The following is a 16,786-nucleotide window of genomic DNA, read 5'->3' as shown; positions in this document are numbered from 1 at the left end:
ATACCGCACAGGGGGCCTTGCGGCAAGGCCCCGGTCGTGCCGCACACTTGCGCACCGTAACGAGGAAGTGCTGGATCGGGGGCGTGTGTCTACTCAGGGTTACGAAGCTGAACTGATGTCCGAACGGGAGTACGTAGCCGGGCTCTACGCCCGGCTCGACGCCGAGCGGGCTCGGGTCAAGGCGGCCTACCGGGATGCCCTGCGGGGGACCGGGGGCACGCCGATGGAGCGGGACTTCGAGGTCCGGGCATTGGGCAAGGAGGCTCGGAGGCTGGATGTCGCGGACAACGGGCTCTGCTTCGGGCGGCTCGACGCCGAGTCAGGGGAACGCTCAGGCGAACGCTCAGGGGAACGCTCAGGGGCACGGTCCTACATCGGGCGCATCGGCCTGTTCGACGAAGGGGACGAGTACGAGCCGGTGTTGCTCGACTGGCGAGCCCCTGCCGCGCGGCCGTTCTACACCGCCACCGGGGCGCACCCGGAGGGCATGCGTCGGCGTCGGCAGTTCCACACGCGCGGGCGGCAAGTCCTGGACTTCAGCGACGAGGTGTTCGGGCGGCCCGACCAGGGCGACCGCGGGGACGCGGCGTTGCTCGCGGCGGTCAACGCGCCCCGTGGCGAGGGCATGCGGGACATCGTCGCGACGATCCAGGCCGAGCAGGACGAGATCATCCGCCTGGAGCACCCCGGTGTCGTGGTGATCGAAGGCGGCCCGGGTACCGGGAAGACCGTGGTGGCGCTGCACCGCGTCGCCTACCTGCTCTACACCCAGCGCGAACGGATGGAACGGCACGGCGTGCTCGTGGTCGGGCCGAACCCGGCGTTCCTGAACCACATCAGCCGCGTGCTGCCGTCGTTGGGCGAGTCGGACGTGGTGTTCATGACGCCCGGCAGCCTGGTGCCCGGGTTGCGGGTCACCGCCGAGGACGGTCCGGACGCGGCGCGGCTCAAGGGGTCGTTGAAGATCCTGGACGTGCTCAAGGCCGCGGTCGCCGACCGGCAACGGCTGCCCGAGGAGCCGATCCCGATCAACCTGGCCGACGTGACGGTGCGCATCGACGCCGAGACCGCCGAGTGGGCCCGGGACGAAGCCCGGCAGAGCGGTCTGCCGCACAACGACGCGCGGGCGAAGTTCACCGAGATCGTCACCTACGTGCTCACCGAGCGCGCGATCAGCCGGATCGGGCGTGGCTGGCTGACCCGGGACGACCGGGAGGGCTGGGAGCGGCTGCGCAAGGACCTGCTCAAGGAGCTCGCCGAGGACGAGCGGTTCACCGCCGCGCTCGACGAGCTGTGGCCGGTCCTGACGCCGGAGTCGCTGCTGTCCTCGCTCTACGAGTCGCCCGAACGCCTGCGAGCCGCAGGCGCGGACCCGGTGCTCCACCGCGCCGACGGCTCGGCGTGGACGGTGTCGGACGTGCCGTTGCTGGACGAGCTGGTGGACCTGCTGGGCCGCGACACGTCCGCCGAGGAGGCCGCCGCCGAGCGGGAACGCAAGAAGCAGGCCGAGTTCGCCGCGGGCGTGCTGGACAGCCTGGTCGGCCGCCAGGACTCGATGGACGACGAGGACCACCTGTTCGCCACCGACCTGCTCTACGCCGAGGACCTGGCCGAGCGCTTCGTGGAGCAGGACACCCGCGAGCTGGTCGAGCGCGCCGCCGCCGACCGGGACTGGACCTACCGGCACGTCGTGGTGGACGAGGCCCAGGAACTGTCCGAAATGGACTGGCGGGTGCTGATGCGGCGCTGTCCGGGCCGGTCGTTCACGGTGGTGGGCGACCTCGCCCAGCGGCGCTCGCCGGCCGGTGCGCGGTCGTGGGACGCCATGCTCCAGCCGTACGTGCCGGGGCGCTGGGTGTACCGGTCGCTGACGGTGAACTACCGGACGCCGGCGGAGATCATGGCCGTCGCGGCCGGGGTGCTGGCGGAGTTCGCGCCGGACGTGCAGGCGCCGGAGTCGGTGCGGGCGTGCGGCGTCCGACCGTGGGCCCGGCAGGTCAGCGACGACGACGTGAAGGCCGCCGTGGAGGAGTTCGTGCGCGAGGAGGCCGGCCGGGAGGGCACCAGCGTCGTGATCGGGCCGCCGGACGTGCCGGGCGCCGTGCCCGCGTCGGAGACCAAGGGCCTCGAGTTCGACTCCGTGCTGGTGGTGGACCCGGACCGCATCCTCGCCGACGGCCCGCGCGGCGCGGCGGAGCTGTACGTCGCCCTGACCCGCGCCACGCAACGGCTCGGCGTCCTACACCGCAACCCGCTGCCGGCCTCGCTCAGCGGGCTGCGCTGAAGCTGGACCCGGCTCAGCGCAACCCGTTGAGCCGGGTCTCCAGGCTGTCCAGCACGAGCTCGAGCCCGCGCTCGAACTCGTCGCCGTAGGAGTACCGGCCGCCCGCGATCTGCGCGGCGGCCATCTCGGCCAGGTGCGGGTACCGGTCGGCGAGCAGGTCGATCCCGGCGACGTACTCCTCCGCACCCTGACCGGCGTCGAACGGCAGGTTCAGCTCGGTGAGCACGAACCCGAACACGTAGGCGTCCAGCACGGAGAACGCGCTGGCCGCCAGCGCGACCGGGAAACCGTTGTGCCGCAAGCACCCCAGCACGGCGTCGTGGTAGCCCAGCGCAGCCGGGCCGGGGGAGCGGCGCGACTCCAGCAGCCCCAACCCCCACGAGTGCCGGGACAGGACCGCTCGGGCCGACCGCGCCCGCGCGGTCATCGCCGCGCGCCACGGGGCCCGGGGGTCGGGCCGTTCCATGCGGGCGAAGAGCCACTCGACCAGGGCGTCCAGCAGGGCGTCCTTGCCCTTGACGTGGTGGTAGAGCGACATCGCCTCGACGCCCAGCTCCTTGCCCACGTTGCGCATGCTGACCTGGGCCAGCCCGCCCCGGTCGGCGACGCGTGCGGCGGCGTCGACGATGCGGGCGTGGGTCAGGCGGGACGGCACCACGGGGACCTCCTTGCGGTTCTTACACCTGTAAGGCTACCGTGCGCCTTACAGGTGTAAGGGAGAGGGTCATGCGTGCAGCGGTTGTCGACAGGTACGGCGCACCGGAGGTCGTGCGGGTCGTGGAGGTGCCCCGGCCCGAGCCCCGAGCCGGGGAGGTGCTGGTGCGGGTCCGAGCGGTCGCGGTGACCGCCGGGGACGCCCGCATCCGCGCGGCCCGGTTCCCGGCGGGGTTCGGGGTGGTCGGGCGGCTGGCGGTGGGCCTGCGGGGACCCCGGCGCCCGGTGCTGGGCGGCTCGTTCTCCGGGGAAGTGGTGGCGGGCGAGGGGTTCGCGCCGGGCGAGGACGTGTGCGGCATGGCGGGGGTCCGGCTCGGGGCGCACGCCGAGTACGCGGCCGTGCCGGCGGCGAAGCTGGTCCGCAAGCCCACCGGCGTGTCCCACGAGGACGCGGCCGGACTGCTGTTCGGCGGCTCGACGGCCCTGTTCTTCCTACGGGACAAGGGTTCCGTCAAGGCCGGTGACAAGGTCCTGGTCAACGGCGCGTCCGGCGCGATCGGCACGAACGCCGTCCAACTGGCCAAGCACTTCGGCGCCGAGGTGACGGCCGTGACCAGCGCCCGCAACGCCGAGCTGGTGCGGTCGCTGGGCGCCGACCACGTGCTCGACTACACCACCGGAGCCCTCGACCGCACGACCGACCGCTACGACCTCGTCCTGGACACGGTCGGCACCCTGTCCATCAAGTCCGGCCGCCGCCTGCTCACCGACGACGGCACCCTCCTGCTCGCGGTGGCGACCCTGGCCGACACCCTCCGCGCACGCGGGAACGTGGTCGCCGGCGTGGCCCCCGAGCGCCCGGAGGCCTTCGCCTTCCTGCTGGACCTGGTGGCGAAGTCCGCCCTGCGGGTGGTGGTGGACGACGTCCACGACCTGTCCGACATCGTCCGCGCCCACCACCGCGTCGACAGCGGGCGCAAAGTGGGCAACGTCATCGTCCGCCCGTGACGGCCGGCGCACGCAACCTCGGCCGCACCGCGACCCACACGATGGCAGCGGCGCAGCCGTGGGCCGCCGCCATCGTCAGGGACATCGACAGCGGACTGGTGCCGTTCAACGACACCAGCGGCGCGAGCACCGGACCCACCGCGAACGCCGACGTCCCCAGCAGGGCGGCGGCGGTGCCGGCACGCGAGCCGTGGGAGGCCAGGGCCAGTGCCGACCCGTTGGACGTCGAACCACCACTGGTCAACATCACCAAACCCAACGGCACCAACAGCAAGATCCCCGCATCGAGCACGGCCGCCACGACCATGGTCACGGCGGCCAAGGCGGTGGCGGTCGTGCCGACCACGTACATGCGCGCCGGCCCGAACCGCCGCACCACCGCCCGGTTCACCTGCGCTCCCACCACGGACATGACCGCGTTCGCGGCGAAGCACACGCTGAACCACTGCGGGCTCAGCCCGAACCCGCCCTGCGCCACGAAGCTGATCGACGCCAGGTACGTGAAGAACGCTGTCCCGCCGCACGCGCCGACCACCAGGAAGCACAGGAACAACCGGTCCCGCGCCAACACCCCCAGGTCGCGGAAACCGCCGTCACCGCGCCGCGCCGGCCCGGGCAGGCTCTCCGGCAGCGCCAACAGCGCCAGCAGGAACAGCCCACCCCCGATCCCGGCCAGCACGAGGAAGATCCCGCGCCACCCCATCACCAGCGCGAGCTGCCCACCGACGACCGGGGCCACGATCGGGGCCAGCGCCCCGACCGTGGTCAGCATCGCCAGCAACCGCACCAGCTCCACGCCCTCGGTCAGGTCCCGCGCGACGGCCAGGGCGACCACGATCCCGGCCGACCCGCACAACCCCTGGAGGAACCGGGCCGCCAGCAGCAGCTCGATCGACGGCGTCACCGCGCACACCACCGACAGCACCGCGAACAGCCCCACCCCGGCCAGCAACGGCCGCCGCCGGCCCACCCGGTCGCTGAGCGGTCCCACGACCAGCTGACCCAGCGCCAACCCGAGCATGCACGCCGACATCGTGGCCTGCGCCAGGCTCTCGGACGTGCCGAGGTCGGCGGCCAGCCGGGGCAGCAGGGGCAGGTAGAGGTCCATCGAGATCGGCCCGAAGGTCTCCAGCAACCCCAGGACGACCGCGACCCGCCCCAGCCGCACCGACCCCGACCGCACCGGCCCCTCCCGCACCGACCCCGACCGCGGTCGCCCCTCCCGCACCGACCCCGACCGCACCCGTCCCGGCCGCAGCCGCATCCGCCCCGACCGCACCGGCCCCGGGCTCACCGCAGGACGCGCCGCAGGAACGACAGCCGCGCCGCCTCCGCCGCCCGGGACACCTCGGCAGTGGGCGAGAACCCCGCGAACCCGTGGTACCCGCCGGCCCACACGTGCAGCTCCGCCTGCCCGCCGGTCGCCCAGATCCGGGACGCGTACGCCACGGCCTCGTCCCGGAAGATCTCCGCCGCGCCGACGTCGACGTACGCGGGCGGCAGGCCGGACAGGTCACCCATCCGCGCCGGCACCTGGTAGGGGGAGGCCTCGTCGGTGAACCGCAGCGGGCCCAGGATCGCGTCCCACGCGGTGTCGTTGTTGTTGCGGTCCCACGCGCCCAACCCGTCGTACTGCCGGGTGGACACCGTCTCGTTCCGGTCGTCCAGCATCGGGCACATCAACACCTGCCCCGCCAACGCCGGCCCGCCCCGGTCGCGCGCCAGCAACGCCACCCCGGCCGACAACCCACCGCCCGCGCTGGCCCCGGTCACCACGATCCGGGTCGGGTCCACGCCCAGCTCGACGGCGTTGGCCGCCAGCCACACCAGGCCCGCGTAGCAGTCCTCGACGGCGGCGGGCGCGGGGTGCTCGGGGGCCAGCCGGTACTCCACCGACACGCCGACCGCGCCGAACCGCAGCACGTCGTCGATCAGCCCGTCCAGGCCGAAGAACCGGTTGCCCAGCACCATCCCGCCGCCGTGGACGCTGTAGATCGCCGGCGCGTCCACGACCCCTCCGCGTGGACGCACGACCGTCACCACGACGTCCGGCGCGCCCGGCGGGCCGGGGACCGTGCGGTCCTCGACCTCCACCGGCCGGTCGCCCACGACCTGCTCGACGGGCGGCACGATCGTCGCGAAGTGCGCCCGGTTGACCAGGATCGTGTCCGCCCGCAGCGGGATGCGCTCCACCAGGTCGAGGAACGCGGCGAGCCCGGGTTCCAGCTCCGGGTCGTACGGGACGGGCTTCACCGCGTCCCCAGGACCCGGCGCAGCCACGAGTCGCGCGTGGCGAGGGCGGCCCGGCTGACGTGCCACTCGGGCACGTACATGTCGAACCCGTGGAACGCCCCGCCCCACACGTGCAGCTCGGCCTGGCCGCCGGTGGCCCAGATGCGCAGCGCGTACCGGGTGTCCTCGTCGCGGAACGGCTCGGCGCTGCCCACCTCGATGAACGCCGGCGGCAGGCCGGACAGGTCCTGGGCTCGCGCGGGAGCGGCGTAGGGGGAGACGTCCTCGCCGCCGGCGGCGTCGCCGAGCAGCGAGCGCCAGCCCGCGAGGTTGGTCGTGCGCGTCCACGTGCCGGTGTCCGGGTACTGGTGGCTGGACACGGTGGTGTTGGTGTCGTCGATCATCGGGCACAGCAGGAGCTGCCCGACGAGCTTCGGGCCACCCCGGTCGCGGGCCATCAGCGCGACCGCCGCGGCCAGGCCACCGCCGGCGCTGCCGCCCATGACGACGATCCGGTCCGGGTCCACGCCCAGCTCGGCGGCGTTGGCCGCCATCCACACCAGGCCCGCGTAGCAGTCCTCGACGGGCGCGGGGTGCGGGTGCTCGGGAGCCAGGCGGTACTCGACGTTGACCGCGACGACGTTGTGCTCCAGCACGAGTGCGAGCAGCCGGCCGGTGTCCATGTTGCGGTGGCCGACCATCATGCCGCCGCCGTGGATGTTGTAGAGGCCCGGCACGGGACCGTCCAGGCCGCGCGGCGAGAGGATCGTGACCTCCAGTTCGCCGTCCGGGCCGGGGAACGTGCGCTCCACGACGTCCACCGGGGCGTCGCCGACCACCTCGGCGGCGGGCGGGAACATCGCCGCCATCGCCTGCCGCATCCCCGGGATGGTCTCGGGCGTGAAGGGCGGGGCGTCCGGCTGCACGATCCGGGCCAGCGCGGGTTCGATCTCGGGGTCGAACGGGACGGGGGTGTGCATGACGATCACGGCCCTTCGGGGTCGATCACACCGCGGTCGGCCCAGAACGGCTCGACCAGCGCGCGGATCTCGGCGGCGCCCACCTGCTCGACCAGGTCGACGGCGGCGAGGTTGTCTTCGAGCTGGGACAGCTTGGTGGCGCCGAACAACGTGGTGGCGTTGGCCGGGTGGGTGAGGGTGAAGGCGACCGCGAGCCGGGCGGCGCTGGTGCCCAGCGTGCGCGCGACCTCGGCGACGCCCTCGGCGTGCTTCTTGATCTCCTCGCGGATGCCGCCGGGGTCGCGCCCGATCTCACGGGACTGGCCGGTGTTGCCCGCCAGGATGCCGCCTTCGAGGACGTCCGAGGCCTGCATGGCGAACCCGTCCGCGAACAGCCGGCCGAACGGCTCGCCGTCCGGGATGGCGCGGCGGCCGATGCTGTACTTGAGCTGGGCGATCTGTGGCCCCGGCACGCGCTTGACCGCGGCGATGTCCTGCAACGCCCGGATGTTCGAGGCCGACCAGTTGTTGACGCCCCACGCCCGGATCAGGCCCTCCTCGGTGAGGGCGGCGAGGTCGTCCACCAGGTCTTCCAGCTCGACGTCGTCGCGGCGCAGGTCACCGAGGATGACCAGGTCCGCGACGTCGAAACCGCCGCGCAGGAAGGCGTTCTCCAGCTGCGGGCGGAAGCCCTGGTCGCCGAATCCCTCGATCCACAGCTTCGCCGAGACCAGGTAGTCCGCGCGCGGGATGCCCGAGGCGCGCATGATCGCGCTCCAGATGACGTCGGTGAACACCGGCGGCATGCCCGGAGCGCCGTAGACGCCGACGTCGAACAGGTTCACGCCGGCGTCGACGGCCGCGCGGATCATGGCGACGGCGTCGGCGAAGTCCATGCGGTCGTAGGTGTGCCACGAGCCGAGGGACAGCGCCGAGACTTCCAGGTCCGACGTGCCGAGGCGGCGGCGGGGCAAGGGTGACACGGTGTTCTCCTCAGGGGAGTCGGGGGTCGATGACGGCCTTGACCTCGTCGAGGCGGTGCATGGCCTCGATCCGGTCGTGGGCGGCCGACAGGCCCACCGGGGTGCCGAACAGGCGGTCCCACGGCATGCGGTCGGCGAAGGACTGGAAGAACTCGATCGCGTGGTGGTAGTCGGCGATGTCGCCGTTGAGGGAGCCCTGGACGGTCAGCTCCTTGCCCATGACCGTGCCGAGCGGGAGCGGGTTGCTGCCGGGGCCGGTGGTGCCGACGATGACGACCCGACCGCCTTGCGCGGCCATCGCGACCGCCTCCGCGCCCACGGTCGGCGCGCCCGCGAAGTCCATGACCAGGTCCGCGCCGCGTCCGTCGGTCAGGTCGAGGACCTGGTCCACGGTGGTGCCCTCGGCGATGTCCACGGTGGCGTCCGCGCCGAAGTCGCCGGCGAGGTCGAGCCGGGACGGCGGGGCACCGACCGTGATCACCGTGCCCGCGCCGGAGAGGCGGGCGACGGCGGTGGCGAACAGGCCCAACGCGCCCGAGCCTTGGACCGCCACCCGTGACCCGGCCCGCACTCCGCCGACCTTGTCGAACGCGCGCAACACGGTCTTGGCCGCGCAACCCGCCATCGCGGTCCACGTGTCGGGAAGGTCGTCGGGCAGCAGCAGCTTCGCCGCGCGCGGCACGACGTAGACGTACTCACACAGGCCCGCGGTCGCGTAAGGGTGCACGTCGGCGCGTTGGAGGAAGCCGTAACCGCGTTTGGCACACGCCACCGGCTGGCGCAGGACGACACAGCCGTAGCACTCGCCGCACGTGGACTCGGACCAGCCGATGCGCGCGCCGACCGCGATGTCCCGGCCCAGCGCGTCCCGGGTGCCGGTGCCGACCGCGACGACTTCGCCGACCATCTCGTGGCCCAGGACCATCGGGAGCATGCCGGGGAAGCTCATCCGGCCGGACCAGATCTCGACGTCCGTGCCGCACAGGGTGGCGCAGGAGACCCGGACCAGGGCCGCGCCGGGCTCGAGGTCGGAGGGCAGGGGGAGTTCGGTGAGGTGCAGCGGGGCGCCGTGCTCGGTCAGCACCGCCGCGCGCGTCGAGGTGGGCATCTTCTTCCTTGTCACTGGGTCACTGGGCCACTGGATGGCGTTCACGTGAGGAGCTGACCGCCGTCGACCGGCAGGCTCGTGCCCGTGATGTGCTCGGCCCCCGCCAGGAACACCACCGCGGCGGCCACCGCCTCCACGGAAGCCAACTGGCGCAACGGGATCCGGTCCAGCCATGCCTTGCGCGCGGGGGAGCCCTCCGGCAGGCCGGCGGCGAGCATCGGGGTGAGCACCGGGCCGGGGGCGACGGCGTTGACGCGGATGCCGTGCTCGGCCAGTTCGACCGCGGCCCACCGGGTCAACGCGTCCACGGCCGCCTTGCTGCTCTCGTAGCCGCCCATGCCCGGGGTGGGTTGCCGGCCGCCGATGGAGGACAGGTTGACGATCGTGCCGCGCGTGCCGCGCTGGACCATGCGGTGGGCGACGTGCTGGGTCATCAGGAAGGTGCCGAGGACGTTGGTGCGCAGGATGGCGTGCATGTCCTCGCTGGGCAGGTCGAGCAGGCGGCCGTGAAGGGTGAGCAGGCCGGCGTTGTTGACCAGGACGTCCACCGGCCCGACCGCGTCGAGCGCGCGGACCACCGAGTCTTCGTCGGTGATGTCCGCGGACACGCCTCGCACCCCGAGCTCCGCGGCGGCGTCCTCCACGCCATCGCGATCGGTGACCACGACGGCGTCACCTCCGGCGGCGAACGCGGCGGCGATCGCCCGCCCGATCCCACCCGCCGCTCCGGTGACCAACACGGTACGGCTCATCTCGGGTCGCCTCCTGGGCTTCTCGGGCTGCTTTGAGGCTACGAGCGTAGAAAATAAATTCCGGCGCCGGCAAGGGGTCTGGCCTTTTTAGTCAACATGCGTAGACTCTCGCCCCATCCCCGCTACTTCCGTGAGGAGCAACGATGACCGCACCGGACCGCATCGTCGACCTGGCCATCGGCTACATGGGCGCCAAGCAACTGTTCGCCGCGTCCCGCGTGGGCTTGTTCCGCGCGTTGGCCGAGGGGTCGCGCACGGTCGCCGCGATCGCCGCCACGACGGGCGTGAGCGAGCAGATGGTCCGCGTCCTGGCCGACGCCATGAACGCCGAGGGCCTCCTGGACCGCCACGAGGGCCGCTACTCCCTGGCCCCGGACGCCGCCGAGTACCTGACCGGCGAGAACGACCTCGCGCCGTTCCTGACTTTCCTGAACGAGATCAGCTACGGCCACTGGCTCCAGTTCGACACCACGGTAGACACGACCACCCCCGGCGACCTCAAGATGGACGAGGGCCGGTGGCAGACGTTCATGGCCGGCGTCATGCGCTACAACGCCCTGCACGCCGCCATGCTGTCCCGGGCGTTCGACTTCACCCCGTACCGGGACATGCTCGACCTGGGCGGCCTGTCCCCGGAGTTCGCCATCGGCGCCCTACGCGCCAACCCGACCCTGACCGCCCGTTTCGTCTTCGCCCCGATGGCGACCCAGGGCATCACCGACGCCCTGGCCGCTGCCGGCCTGGCGTCCCGAGCCACCATCGAACCCGCCGAAACCGAGACGGCCACCCCCACGGGCTCCCACGACCTGGTCATGGTCAACCACGTCGTCCACCGCTTCACCGCCGAGCAGAACAAGGTGATCCTGACGAACGCGAGGGCCGCGGCGGGGGAGGGCGCGACTCTGCTGTTGCTCGACTTCTTCCTGGACGACGACGACCGCCAGCGCCGGATCGACGCCCTGCACGCGGGGGAGTACTTCGTCATCGACGGCACCGTGGTGTACCCGGAGTCGGAGGTGCGGGGCTGGCTGGCTGGGGCCGGGTGGCAGGTGCGCGAGGTGCTGGCGCTTCCTGGCAGCCCGCGGGTGCTGGTCGCCGACGCGGGCTGACCGGTTCATCGGAAGCGAAGCGCGGCGAGCTCGCTCGTGCGCGGCTGGCGAAGGCGCACCGGCGGGCGCGGGTGGGCTGGCGGGCGCGGGGGCTCGCGCGGGTTGGTGGGCGTTGGCTGGCTGGCGATGAGGTTGGCGGGCATGTGCGGGCCGGCGTGGGCGGTGCGCCGGTTCTCGAGTCGCCGCCCACCGGTCCTCCGAGCGCCCCCCCTGGTCCGCCGAGCACCGCCGCTTAGCCACCAAAGGCCCGCCGGCAGGTCACCGCGCGCAGTCGGCAGGCCCCCGAGCGTGACCGGCCGGGCGGCGCCGTGTGGCCGCGCGATCGAATACGATTTCCTACATTTGGAGAACTTCCACCCCCGGGTTGTCCCAGGGCGAACAGCAGGTTGACCGGCCGTTGCTTTTTTAGCCGACGACCGTAGACTAACCCGCATCGCAGTGAGCCAGGTCTCACCTCGCACCCACCGCCGGCCGGCAGCGGCGCGTTGTCCCCCCAAGCAGTCCAGCACCCCCGAGAGAAGGACTCGATGACCAGCAGACGGACATCGGCACTGGTCGCGGCGGCCCTCGTCGCGGTTGGCGCGCTCGCCGGTTGTACCAGTGCGGGCGGTGGCGGTACGGCCGCCGGCGCGGATACCGGTGAGTTGAAGGCAGGGGTGTTCCTCGACGTCACGTCGTGGGACCCCGCCAGTGCCGACATCGGCTTCGACGGCCCCTACCTCTCCGCCGTCTACGACCCGCTGGTCGCCCTCGACAAGGACGGCAAGCCCGTCCCGGCCCTGGCCACGAAGTGGGAGTGGTCGGCCGACCGGCTCACCCTCACCGCCGACCTGCGCCAAGGCGTCACCTTCGAGGACGGCCAGAAGTTCGACGCCGCCGCGGCCGTGGCCAACATCCAGCACCTCAAGGCCGGCGTCCGCTCCGGCCAGGCCTACCTCAACGTCGCAAGTGCCTCCGCCAAGGACGAGGACACCGTCGAGATCAAGCTGTCCAAGCGCGACGACGCCCTGCTCTACCAGATGGGCCTGGGCCGCAGCTGGATGGCGTCCCCGGCCGCGATCCAGTCCGGCGCGCTGGCGAACGGCCCGGTCGGCTCCGGCCCCTACACCTACGACAAGGCCGGCTCCACCCCGCAGTCGCAGTACGTGTTCACCAAGAAGCAGAACCACTGGGACACCGCCACCTACCCGTTCCCCACCGTGCGCCTGTTCCCGATCACCGACCAGACCGCGAGCTTCAACGCGATGCTCTCCGGCCAGCTCAACGTCCAGTTCGCCAACGCCGCCAACCTGCCCAAGGCCAAGGAGAACGGCTGGAACATCGCCAGCCGCGCCGCGTCCTGGGTCGGCGTGCAGTACGCGGACCGCACCGGCGCCCAGGTGAAAGCCCTGGGGGACAAGCGGGTCCGGCAGGCCATCAGCCACGCCTTCGACGCCGCCGGCATCCTCAACGCGGTCGGCAACGGCTCCGGCACGGTCACCAACCAGGTCTTCTCCGTCGACGGCCAGGTCTACGACAAGTCGATGAACGACAAGTACAAGACCGACATGGCCAAGGCCAAGGCGCTCCTGAAGGAGGCCGGCTACCCGGACGGGTTCTCCGTGAAGATGCCGATGTCGCCGATCTTCGCCGCCTGGCAGCCCGCCGCCAACCAGACCTTCGGCGAGCTGGGCATCAAGGTCGAGTGGCAGGACATGGCCATGCCCGACTACCAGAAGAACGCCCCGACCTACCCGATGTTCCTGGCCGTGATCGCGTTGGCGGGCAACGACATGGCCACGCTCACCGACCAGGTCACCACCGCCCAGTGGTACAACCCCACGCCTTCGGTCGACGCCTACCCCGAGGTCAAGGCGCTGGTCGAGCAGGTCGAGAAGGCCGAGCCCGGCCCCGCGCAGACCGAGTTGCTCAAGAAGCTCAACGCGGAGCTGGTCGACGAGGCCTGGTGGAGCGTGTGGTACCAGGCCGACAACACCTACTTCAGCGTCAAGGGGATCACCGTCACGCCGGTCACCGGCATGATGTTCCCGACGCTGCGGTTCATCCAGCGCGGCTGACGCGCCCGGCCGCGGGCGGTCCGTCCACACCGGACGGCCGCCCGCACCGGATCTGTCGGTACCCCGTGGGACAATGGAACCGGGGGCCGGAGGCCAACAGGAGCCGACGATGCTGTCCTTCATCGCGAAACGTCTGATGTCCGGGGTGCTGCTGCTCGTGGTGGTCACCAGCGGGACGTTCTTCCTGGCGCACGCCGCCGTGGGCGACCCGACGCCCGGTCTTCTCGGCAACAGCGCCACCCCGGCCCAGCAAGCCGCGCTGCGCGCCCGGATCGGCTACGACCAGCCGCTGCTCGTCCAGTTCTGGAACTGGCTCTCCCACGCCGCCACGGGCGACTTCGGCACGTCCTGGCGCAACTTCCAGCCGGTCAACGACCAGATCGCGCTGCGCGTCCCGGTGACCCTGTCGGTCGTGGTGTTCGCGACCGCGCTGGCGGCCGTCATCGGGGTGGCCGTGGGCATCGCGTGCGGGCTGCGGCCCGGCGGGCTGCTGGACCGGGGGCTCAAGCTCGCGTCCGTGGTGTTGTTCGCGCTGCCCGGGTTCTGGGTCAGCCTCGTGCTGGTGACGTGGTTCGCCATCAACCTGCGCTGGTTCCCCGCGATCGGGTACGTCTCGCCGGACCAGTCGCTGACCGGGTGGCTGCGGTCGATCACGTTGCCCTCGGTGTCACTGGCGCTCGGCGCGATCGTGATGGTGGCCGAGCAGTTGCGCAACGGGTTTCTCCAGGTCGCCGGCCAGGACTTCGTGCGCACGCTGCGGGCGCGCGGGCTGTCCGACCGCCGGGTCACCGCGCACGTGCTGCGCAACGCCTCGCCCGCCGCGCTGACCGTGCTGGCACTGCTGTTCGTGGGCTTGCTGGGTGGCGCGATCGTGGTGGAGATCGTGTTCAACCTGCCCGGCATCGGCAGCCTGACGCAGTCGGCGTCGCAGATCGGCGACATCCCGGTGCTGCTGGGCCTGACCGCCGTCACGGTGGTGTTCGTCGTGATCGTCAACTTCCTGCTCGACCTCGTGCTCGGGTGGGTCAACCCGAAGGTGCGCGACCGATGACCGCAGTACCGATCCCGTTGGCGTCAGTGAAGCGGATCTCGTTGTGGCGGCGGTACTTGCGCCGTCCGCTGGGTGTGGTGGCCCTGGCCGTGTTCGCGGTCGTGGTGGTGGTCGCGGTGCTCGCGCCGTGGCTCGCGCCGTTCGACCCGAACCTGGTGGACTTCCGGATCACGCGGGCCATCCCCGGCGGCGAGCACCTGCTGGGCGGTGACTCGGCGGGCCGCGACATCCTCAGCCGACTGCTGCACGGGGCTCGCACCACCCTGTACGGCGCGGTGATCACGTGTGCGGCCGGGCTGCTGCTGGGCGTGCCGGCGGGGGTCGCGGCCGGGTACTTCGGCGGGGTCACCGACCGGGTGTGCTCGTGGATCAGCGACGCCTTGCAGTCCGTGCCGGGCATGATCGTGCTGCTGGTGGTCGCGGCGGGCACCGGGCAGGACTTCACCGTGCTCATGGTGGCGCTGGGCGTGTTCCTCGCGCCCGGCTACTACCGGATCACGCGGGCACGGGCGCTTGCGGTCCGGCGCGAGCCCTACATCGACGCGGCACGGGTCGCGGGCGTGACGAACCCGCGGATCCTGCGCACGCACATGATGCGGGCGGTGTACGCGCCGATCGTCGTGCAAACCGCGTTGACCGCCGGGATCGCGGTGGGCATGCAGGCCGGGTTGCAGTTCCTGGGCATCGGTTCGGCGTCCACGCCGAGCTGGGGCCAGATGATGAACGACGGCTTCCAGACCATGCTCACCCAGCCGCTGATCCTGCTGTGGCCGTCGATCGCCCTGGGCGTCACGATCGCCGCGCTCGCGTTCATCGGCTCGACGCTCGCCGACCTGGTCAGCGTGCGGTCCGAGCAGCCGTCACGGCGGTCGCGGGGCGTGGTGCGACGGGAGCTGTCAGAGGCCACCGAGGAACCCAGCGGAACCCATGAGCACGACGCCTCGGCGTGCGCGTTGCGGATCGAGAACCTGCGGGTGGGGTACGCGACGCCGTCCGGGGCCGTCAAGGAGGTCGTGCGCGGGGTGTCGCTGGACGCCGCGCCGGGCGAGGTGCTCGGGATCGTCGGCGAGTCGGGGTCGGGCAAGACGCAGACCGTCTTCGCGCTGCTGGACCTGCTGCCGGCGGGCGGCACGGCGGTCGCGGACAGCATCCGGGTGGCGGGCGAGGAGGTGTCCTCGCGGACGGCCCTGCTCGGGCGGTCGATCGGGTACGTGCCGCAGGAGCCGATGAGCAACCTCGACCCGTGCTACACGATCGAGCACCAGCTGGTGGAGCCGTTGCGGCACGTGCAGGGGATGTCGAAGGCCGACGCGCGGGCGCGGGCGCGCGAAGTGCTGGTGCGGGTGGGGCTCACCGACCCGGACCGGGTGCTGCGCTCCTACCCGCACCAGATCTCCGGCGGCATGGCGCAACGCGTGCTGATCGCCGGTGCCGTGGCCGGCCGCCCGGCGCTGCTGGTCGCCGACGAGCCCACGACCGCGCTGGACGTGACCGTGCAGGCGGAGGTGCTGGAGCTGCTGCGGGAGTTGCAGCAGGAGTACGGGATGGCGCTGGTGATCGTGACCCACAACTTCGGGGTCGTCGCGGACATCTGCGACCGGGTGGTGGTGATGAGGGACGGCCGGGTCGTGGAGACCGGGGCCGTGGAGCAGATCTTCCAGCGCCCCGCCGACCCGTACACGGCGGAGCTGATCAGCGCGTCCCTGGACGACACCGAGGGGCGGCACGAGTTGGACGAACTGGCCCGCGTGGGTGGAGAGGACGAGACCCGATGACCGCCCCGCTGCTGACCGTCGAAGACCTGGTGGTCGACTACCGCCTGCACCGGAAGCTGAACCTGCGGGCGTTGAAGGGCGTGTCCCTGTCCGTCGGGGCGGGGGAGTGCGTCGGGTTGGTGGGGGAGAGCGGGTCGGGCAAGTCGACGCTGGGCAAGGCCGTGCTGGGGCTGGCGGCGGTCACGTCCGGGCGGATCACGTTCGCCGGCGAGGACATCACGCACGCGCGGGGCGCGGCCCGGCGTCGGCTGGCCAGTGACATCCAGGTGGTCTTCCAGGACCCGTACGGGTCGCTGGACCCCACCATGACGGTGGGTGAAGTCCTGGCGGAACCGCTGGTGGCGGCAGGGTCCCGGCAGGCGCGGGCGGTCGTGGCCGAGATGCTGGACCACGTGCGGCTGCCGGCGGACTCCGTGCACCGGTACCCGAGCGAGTTCTCCGGCGGACAGCGGCAGCGCATCGCCATCGCGCGGGCGCTGGTCCGGCGGCCCCGGCTGATCGTGTGCGACGAGCCGGTGAGCGCGCTGGACCTGACCACCCAGGCGACCGTGCTGGACCTCTTCCTGGACCTGCAACGGGAGACCGGCGTGTCGTACCTGTTCGTCTCGCACGACCTGGGCGTGGTCCGGCGGCTCTGCCACCGCGTGTCGGTGATGTACCAGGGCGAGATCGTGGAGTCCGGTGACGCCCGGACGGTCACGAGCGACCCCGACCACCCCTACACCCGCCGACTGCTGCTGGCCGCCCCGGTCGCCGACCCGACCCGCCAGGCGGAGCGTCGCGCGGCGTGGCTGACGCTGCGCGAAGCCTGACC

At 72.1% G+C, this 16,786-nt stretch carries 14 protein-coding genes; 7 read left to right on the top strand and 7 right to left on the bottom strand.

Features of this window, described 5'->3' with window-relative positions; translation table 11 throughout:
- The first annotated feature begins 85 nt into the window (after positions 1-85).
- The gene (helR, locus tag DFJ66_RS04190; protein WP_211350966.1) at positions 86-2,284 is read left to right on the top strand and encodes an RNA polymerase recycling motor ATPase HelR; all 2,199 of its coding nucleotides are present in this window, start codon (positions 86-88) and stop codon (positions 2,282-2,284) included.
- A 13-nt stretch (positions 2,285-2,297) separates the two neighbouring features.
- Here the strand turns inward: helR and DFJ66_RS04185 are convergent, their stop codons facing one another.
- Positions 2,298-2,942, bottom strand: coding sequence for a TetR/AcrR family transcriptional regulator (locus tag DFJ66_RS04185; protein ID WP_246029568.1), 645 nt, complete (start codon positions 2,940-2,942; stop codon positions 2,298-2,300).
- Positions 2,943-3,010: 68 nt separating this feature from the next.
- On the opposite strand from DFJ66_RS04185, the gene DFJ66_RS04180 reads away from it, so the two are divergent.
- Positions 3,011-3,946: an NAD(P)-dependent alcohol dehydrogenase gene (locus DFJ66_RS04180; protein ID WP_121218108.1), complete on the top strand. Its 936-nt coding sequence runs from the start codon at positions 3,011-3,013 to the stop codon at positions 3,944-3,946.
- Here the strand turns inward: DFJ66_RS04180 and DFJ66_RS04175 are convergent.
- The 6 genes from DFJ66_RS04175 to DFJ66_RS04150 are packed head-to-tail and all read right to left on the bottom strand — an operon-like array spanning position 3,930 to position 9,980.
- Positions 3,930-5,210 (bottom strand): multidrug effflux MFS transporter, encoded by a 1,281-nt coding sequence (locus DFJ66_RS04175; protein ID WP_246029567.1) that lies wholly within the window; start codon positions 5,208-5,210, stop codon positions 3,930-3,932. The genes DFJ66_RS04180 and DFJ66_RS04175 overlap by 17 nt on opposite strands.
- A gap of 26 nt (positions 5,211-5,236) precedes the next feature.
- A complete protein-coding gene (locus DFJ66_RS04170) occupies positions 5,237-6,199 on the bottom strand; it encodes an alpha/beta hydrolase (RefSeq protein WP_121218106.1) in 963 nt (320 codons plus the stop codon).
- Positions 6,196-7,158, bottom strand: coding sequence for an alpha/beta hydrolase (locus DFJ66_RS04165; RefSeq protein ID WP_121230626.1), 963 nt, complete (start codon positions 7,156-7,158; stop codon positions 6,196-6,198). Before DFJ66_RS04165 ends, DFJ66_RS04170 begins: the two co-directional genes overlap by 4 nt.
- A 5-nt stretch (positions 7,159-7,163) precedes the next feature.
- Positions 7,164-8,120, bottom strand: a complete 957-nt coding sequence (locus tag DFJ66_RS04160; protein WP_121218104.1) for an aldo/keto reductase — start codon at positions 8,118-8,120, stop codon at positions 7,164-7,166.
- Positions 8,121-8,130: 10 nt separating this feature from the next.
- Entirely contained in the window at positions 8,131-9,228 is a 1,098-nt protein-coding gene (locus DFJ66_RS04155) for a zinc-binding dehydrogenase (RefSeq protein ID WP_121218102.1), read from the bottom strand.
- Between the two features lie 41 nt (positions 9,229-9,269).
- A complete protein-coding gene (locus tag DFJ66_RS04150; protein ID WP_121218100.1) occupies positions 9,270-9,980 on the bottom strand; it encodes an SDR family NAD(P)-dependent oxidoreductase in 711 nt (236 codons plus the stop codon).
- 143 nt (positions 9,981-10,123) lie between these two features.
- On the opposite strand from DFJ66_RS04150, the gene DFJ66_RS04145 reads away from it, so the two are divergent.
- The 5 genes from DFJ66_RS04145 (at position 10,124) to DFJ66_RS04125 (ending at position 16,784) form a co-directional block, all read left to right on the top strand.
- The gene (locus DFJ66_RS04145; RefSeq protein WP_121218098.1) at positions 10,124-11,089 is read left to right on the top strand and encodes a methyltransferase family protein; all 966 of its coding nucleotides are present in this window, start codon (positions 10,124-10,126) and stop codon (positions 11,087-11,089) included.
- A gap of 527 nt (positions 11,090-11,616) precedes the next feature.
- Positions 11,617-13,146, top strand: a complete 1,530-nt coding sequence (locus tag DFJ66_RS04140; protein WP_121218096.1) for an ABC transporter substrate-binding protein — start codon at positions 11,617-11,619, stop codon at positions 13,144-13,146.
- 109 nt (positions 13,147-13,255) lie between these two features.
- Complete coding sequence (locus DFJ66_RS04135) at positions 13,256-14,197, top strand: ABC transporter permease (RefSeq protein WP_121218094.1); 942 nt, start codon at positions 13,256-13,258, stop codon at positions 14,195-14,197.
- The gene (locus DFJ66_RS04130) at positions 14,194-15,972 is read left to right on the top strand and encodes a dipeptide/oligopeptide/nickel ABC transporter permease/ATP-binding protein (RefSeq protein ID WP_121218092.1); all 1,779 of its coding nucleotides are present in this window, start codon (positions 14,194-14,196) and stop codon (positions 15,970-15,972) included. The genes DFJ66_RS04135 and DFJ66_RS04130 overlap by 4 nt, the downstream gene beginning before the upstream one ends.
- The gene (locus tag DFJ66_RS04125; RefSeq protein WP_121218089.1) at positions 15,969-16,784 is read left to right on the top strand and encodes an ATP-binding cassette domain-containing protein; all 816 of its coding nucleotides are present in this window, start codon (positions 15,969-15,971) and stop codon (positions 16,782-16,784) included. Before DFJ66_RS04130 ends, DFJ66_RS04125 begins: the two co-directional genes overlap by 4 nt.
- Positions 16,785-16,786 lie beyond the last annotated feature (2 nt).

Origin of the sequence: Saccharothrix variisporea (assembly GCF_003634995.1) — a bacterium.
Taxonomy (GTDB): domain Bacteria; phylum Actinomycetota; class Actinomycetes; order Mycobacteriales; family Pseudonocardiaceae; genus Actinosynnema; species Actinosynnema variisporeum.
Note: the sequence above shows the minus strand (reverse complement) of the source record. Positions and strands in the feature narration are given on the sequence as shown.

Bases quoted from the DNA above. Each gene is read 5' to 3' on its own strand.
- DFJ66_RS04145 (WP_121218098.1), top strand. From the start codon at position 10,124: ATGACCGCACCGGACCGCATCGTCGACCTGGCCATCGGCTACATGGGC.
- DFJ66_RS04135 (WP_121218094.1), top strand. From the start codon at position 13,256: ATGCTGTCCTTCATCGCGAAACGTCTGATGTCCGGGGTGCTGCTGCTC.
- DFJ66_RS04125 (WP_121218089.1), top strand. From the start codon at position 15,969: ATGACCGCCCCGCTGCTGACCGTCGAAGACCTGGTGGTCGACTACCGC.
- DFJ66_RS04165 (WP_121230626.1), bottom strand. From the start codon at position 7,158: ATGCACACCCCCGTCCCGTTCGACCCCGAGATCGAACCCGCGCTGGCC.
- DFJ66_RS04140 (WP_121218096.1), top strand. From the start codon at position 11,617: ATGACCAGCAGACGGACATCGGCACTGGTCGCGGCGGCCCTCGTCGCG.
- DFJ66_RS04180 (WP_121218108.1), top strand. From the start codon at position 3,011: ATGCGTGCAGCGGTTGTCGACAGGTACGGCGCACCGGAGGTCGTGCGG.
- DFJ66_RS04130 (WP_121218092.1), top strand. From the start codon at position 14,194: ATGACCGCAGTACCGATCCCGTTGGCGTCAGTGAAGCGGATCTCGTTG.
- DFJ66_RS04175 (WP_246029567.1), bottom strand. From the start codon at position 5,210: ATGCGGCTGCGGCCGGGACGGGTGCGGTCGGGGTCGGTGCGGGAGGGG.
- DFJ66_RS04155 (WP_121218102.1), bottom strand. From the start codon at position 9,228: ATGCCCACCTCGACGCGCGCGGCGGTGCTGACCGAGCACGGCGCCCCG.
- DFJ66_RS04150 (WP_121218100.1), bottom strand. From the start codon at position 9,980: ATGAGCCGTACCGTGTTGGTCACCGGAGCGGCGGGTGGGATCGGGCGG.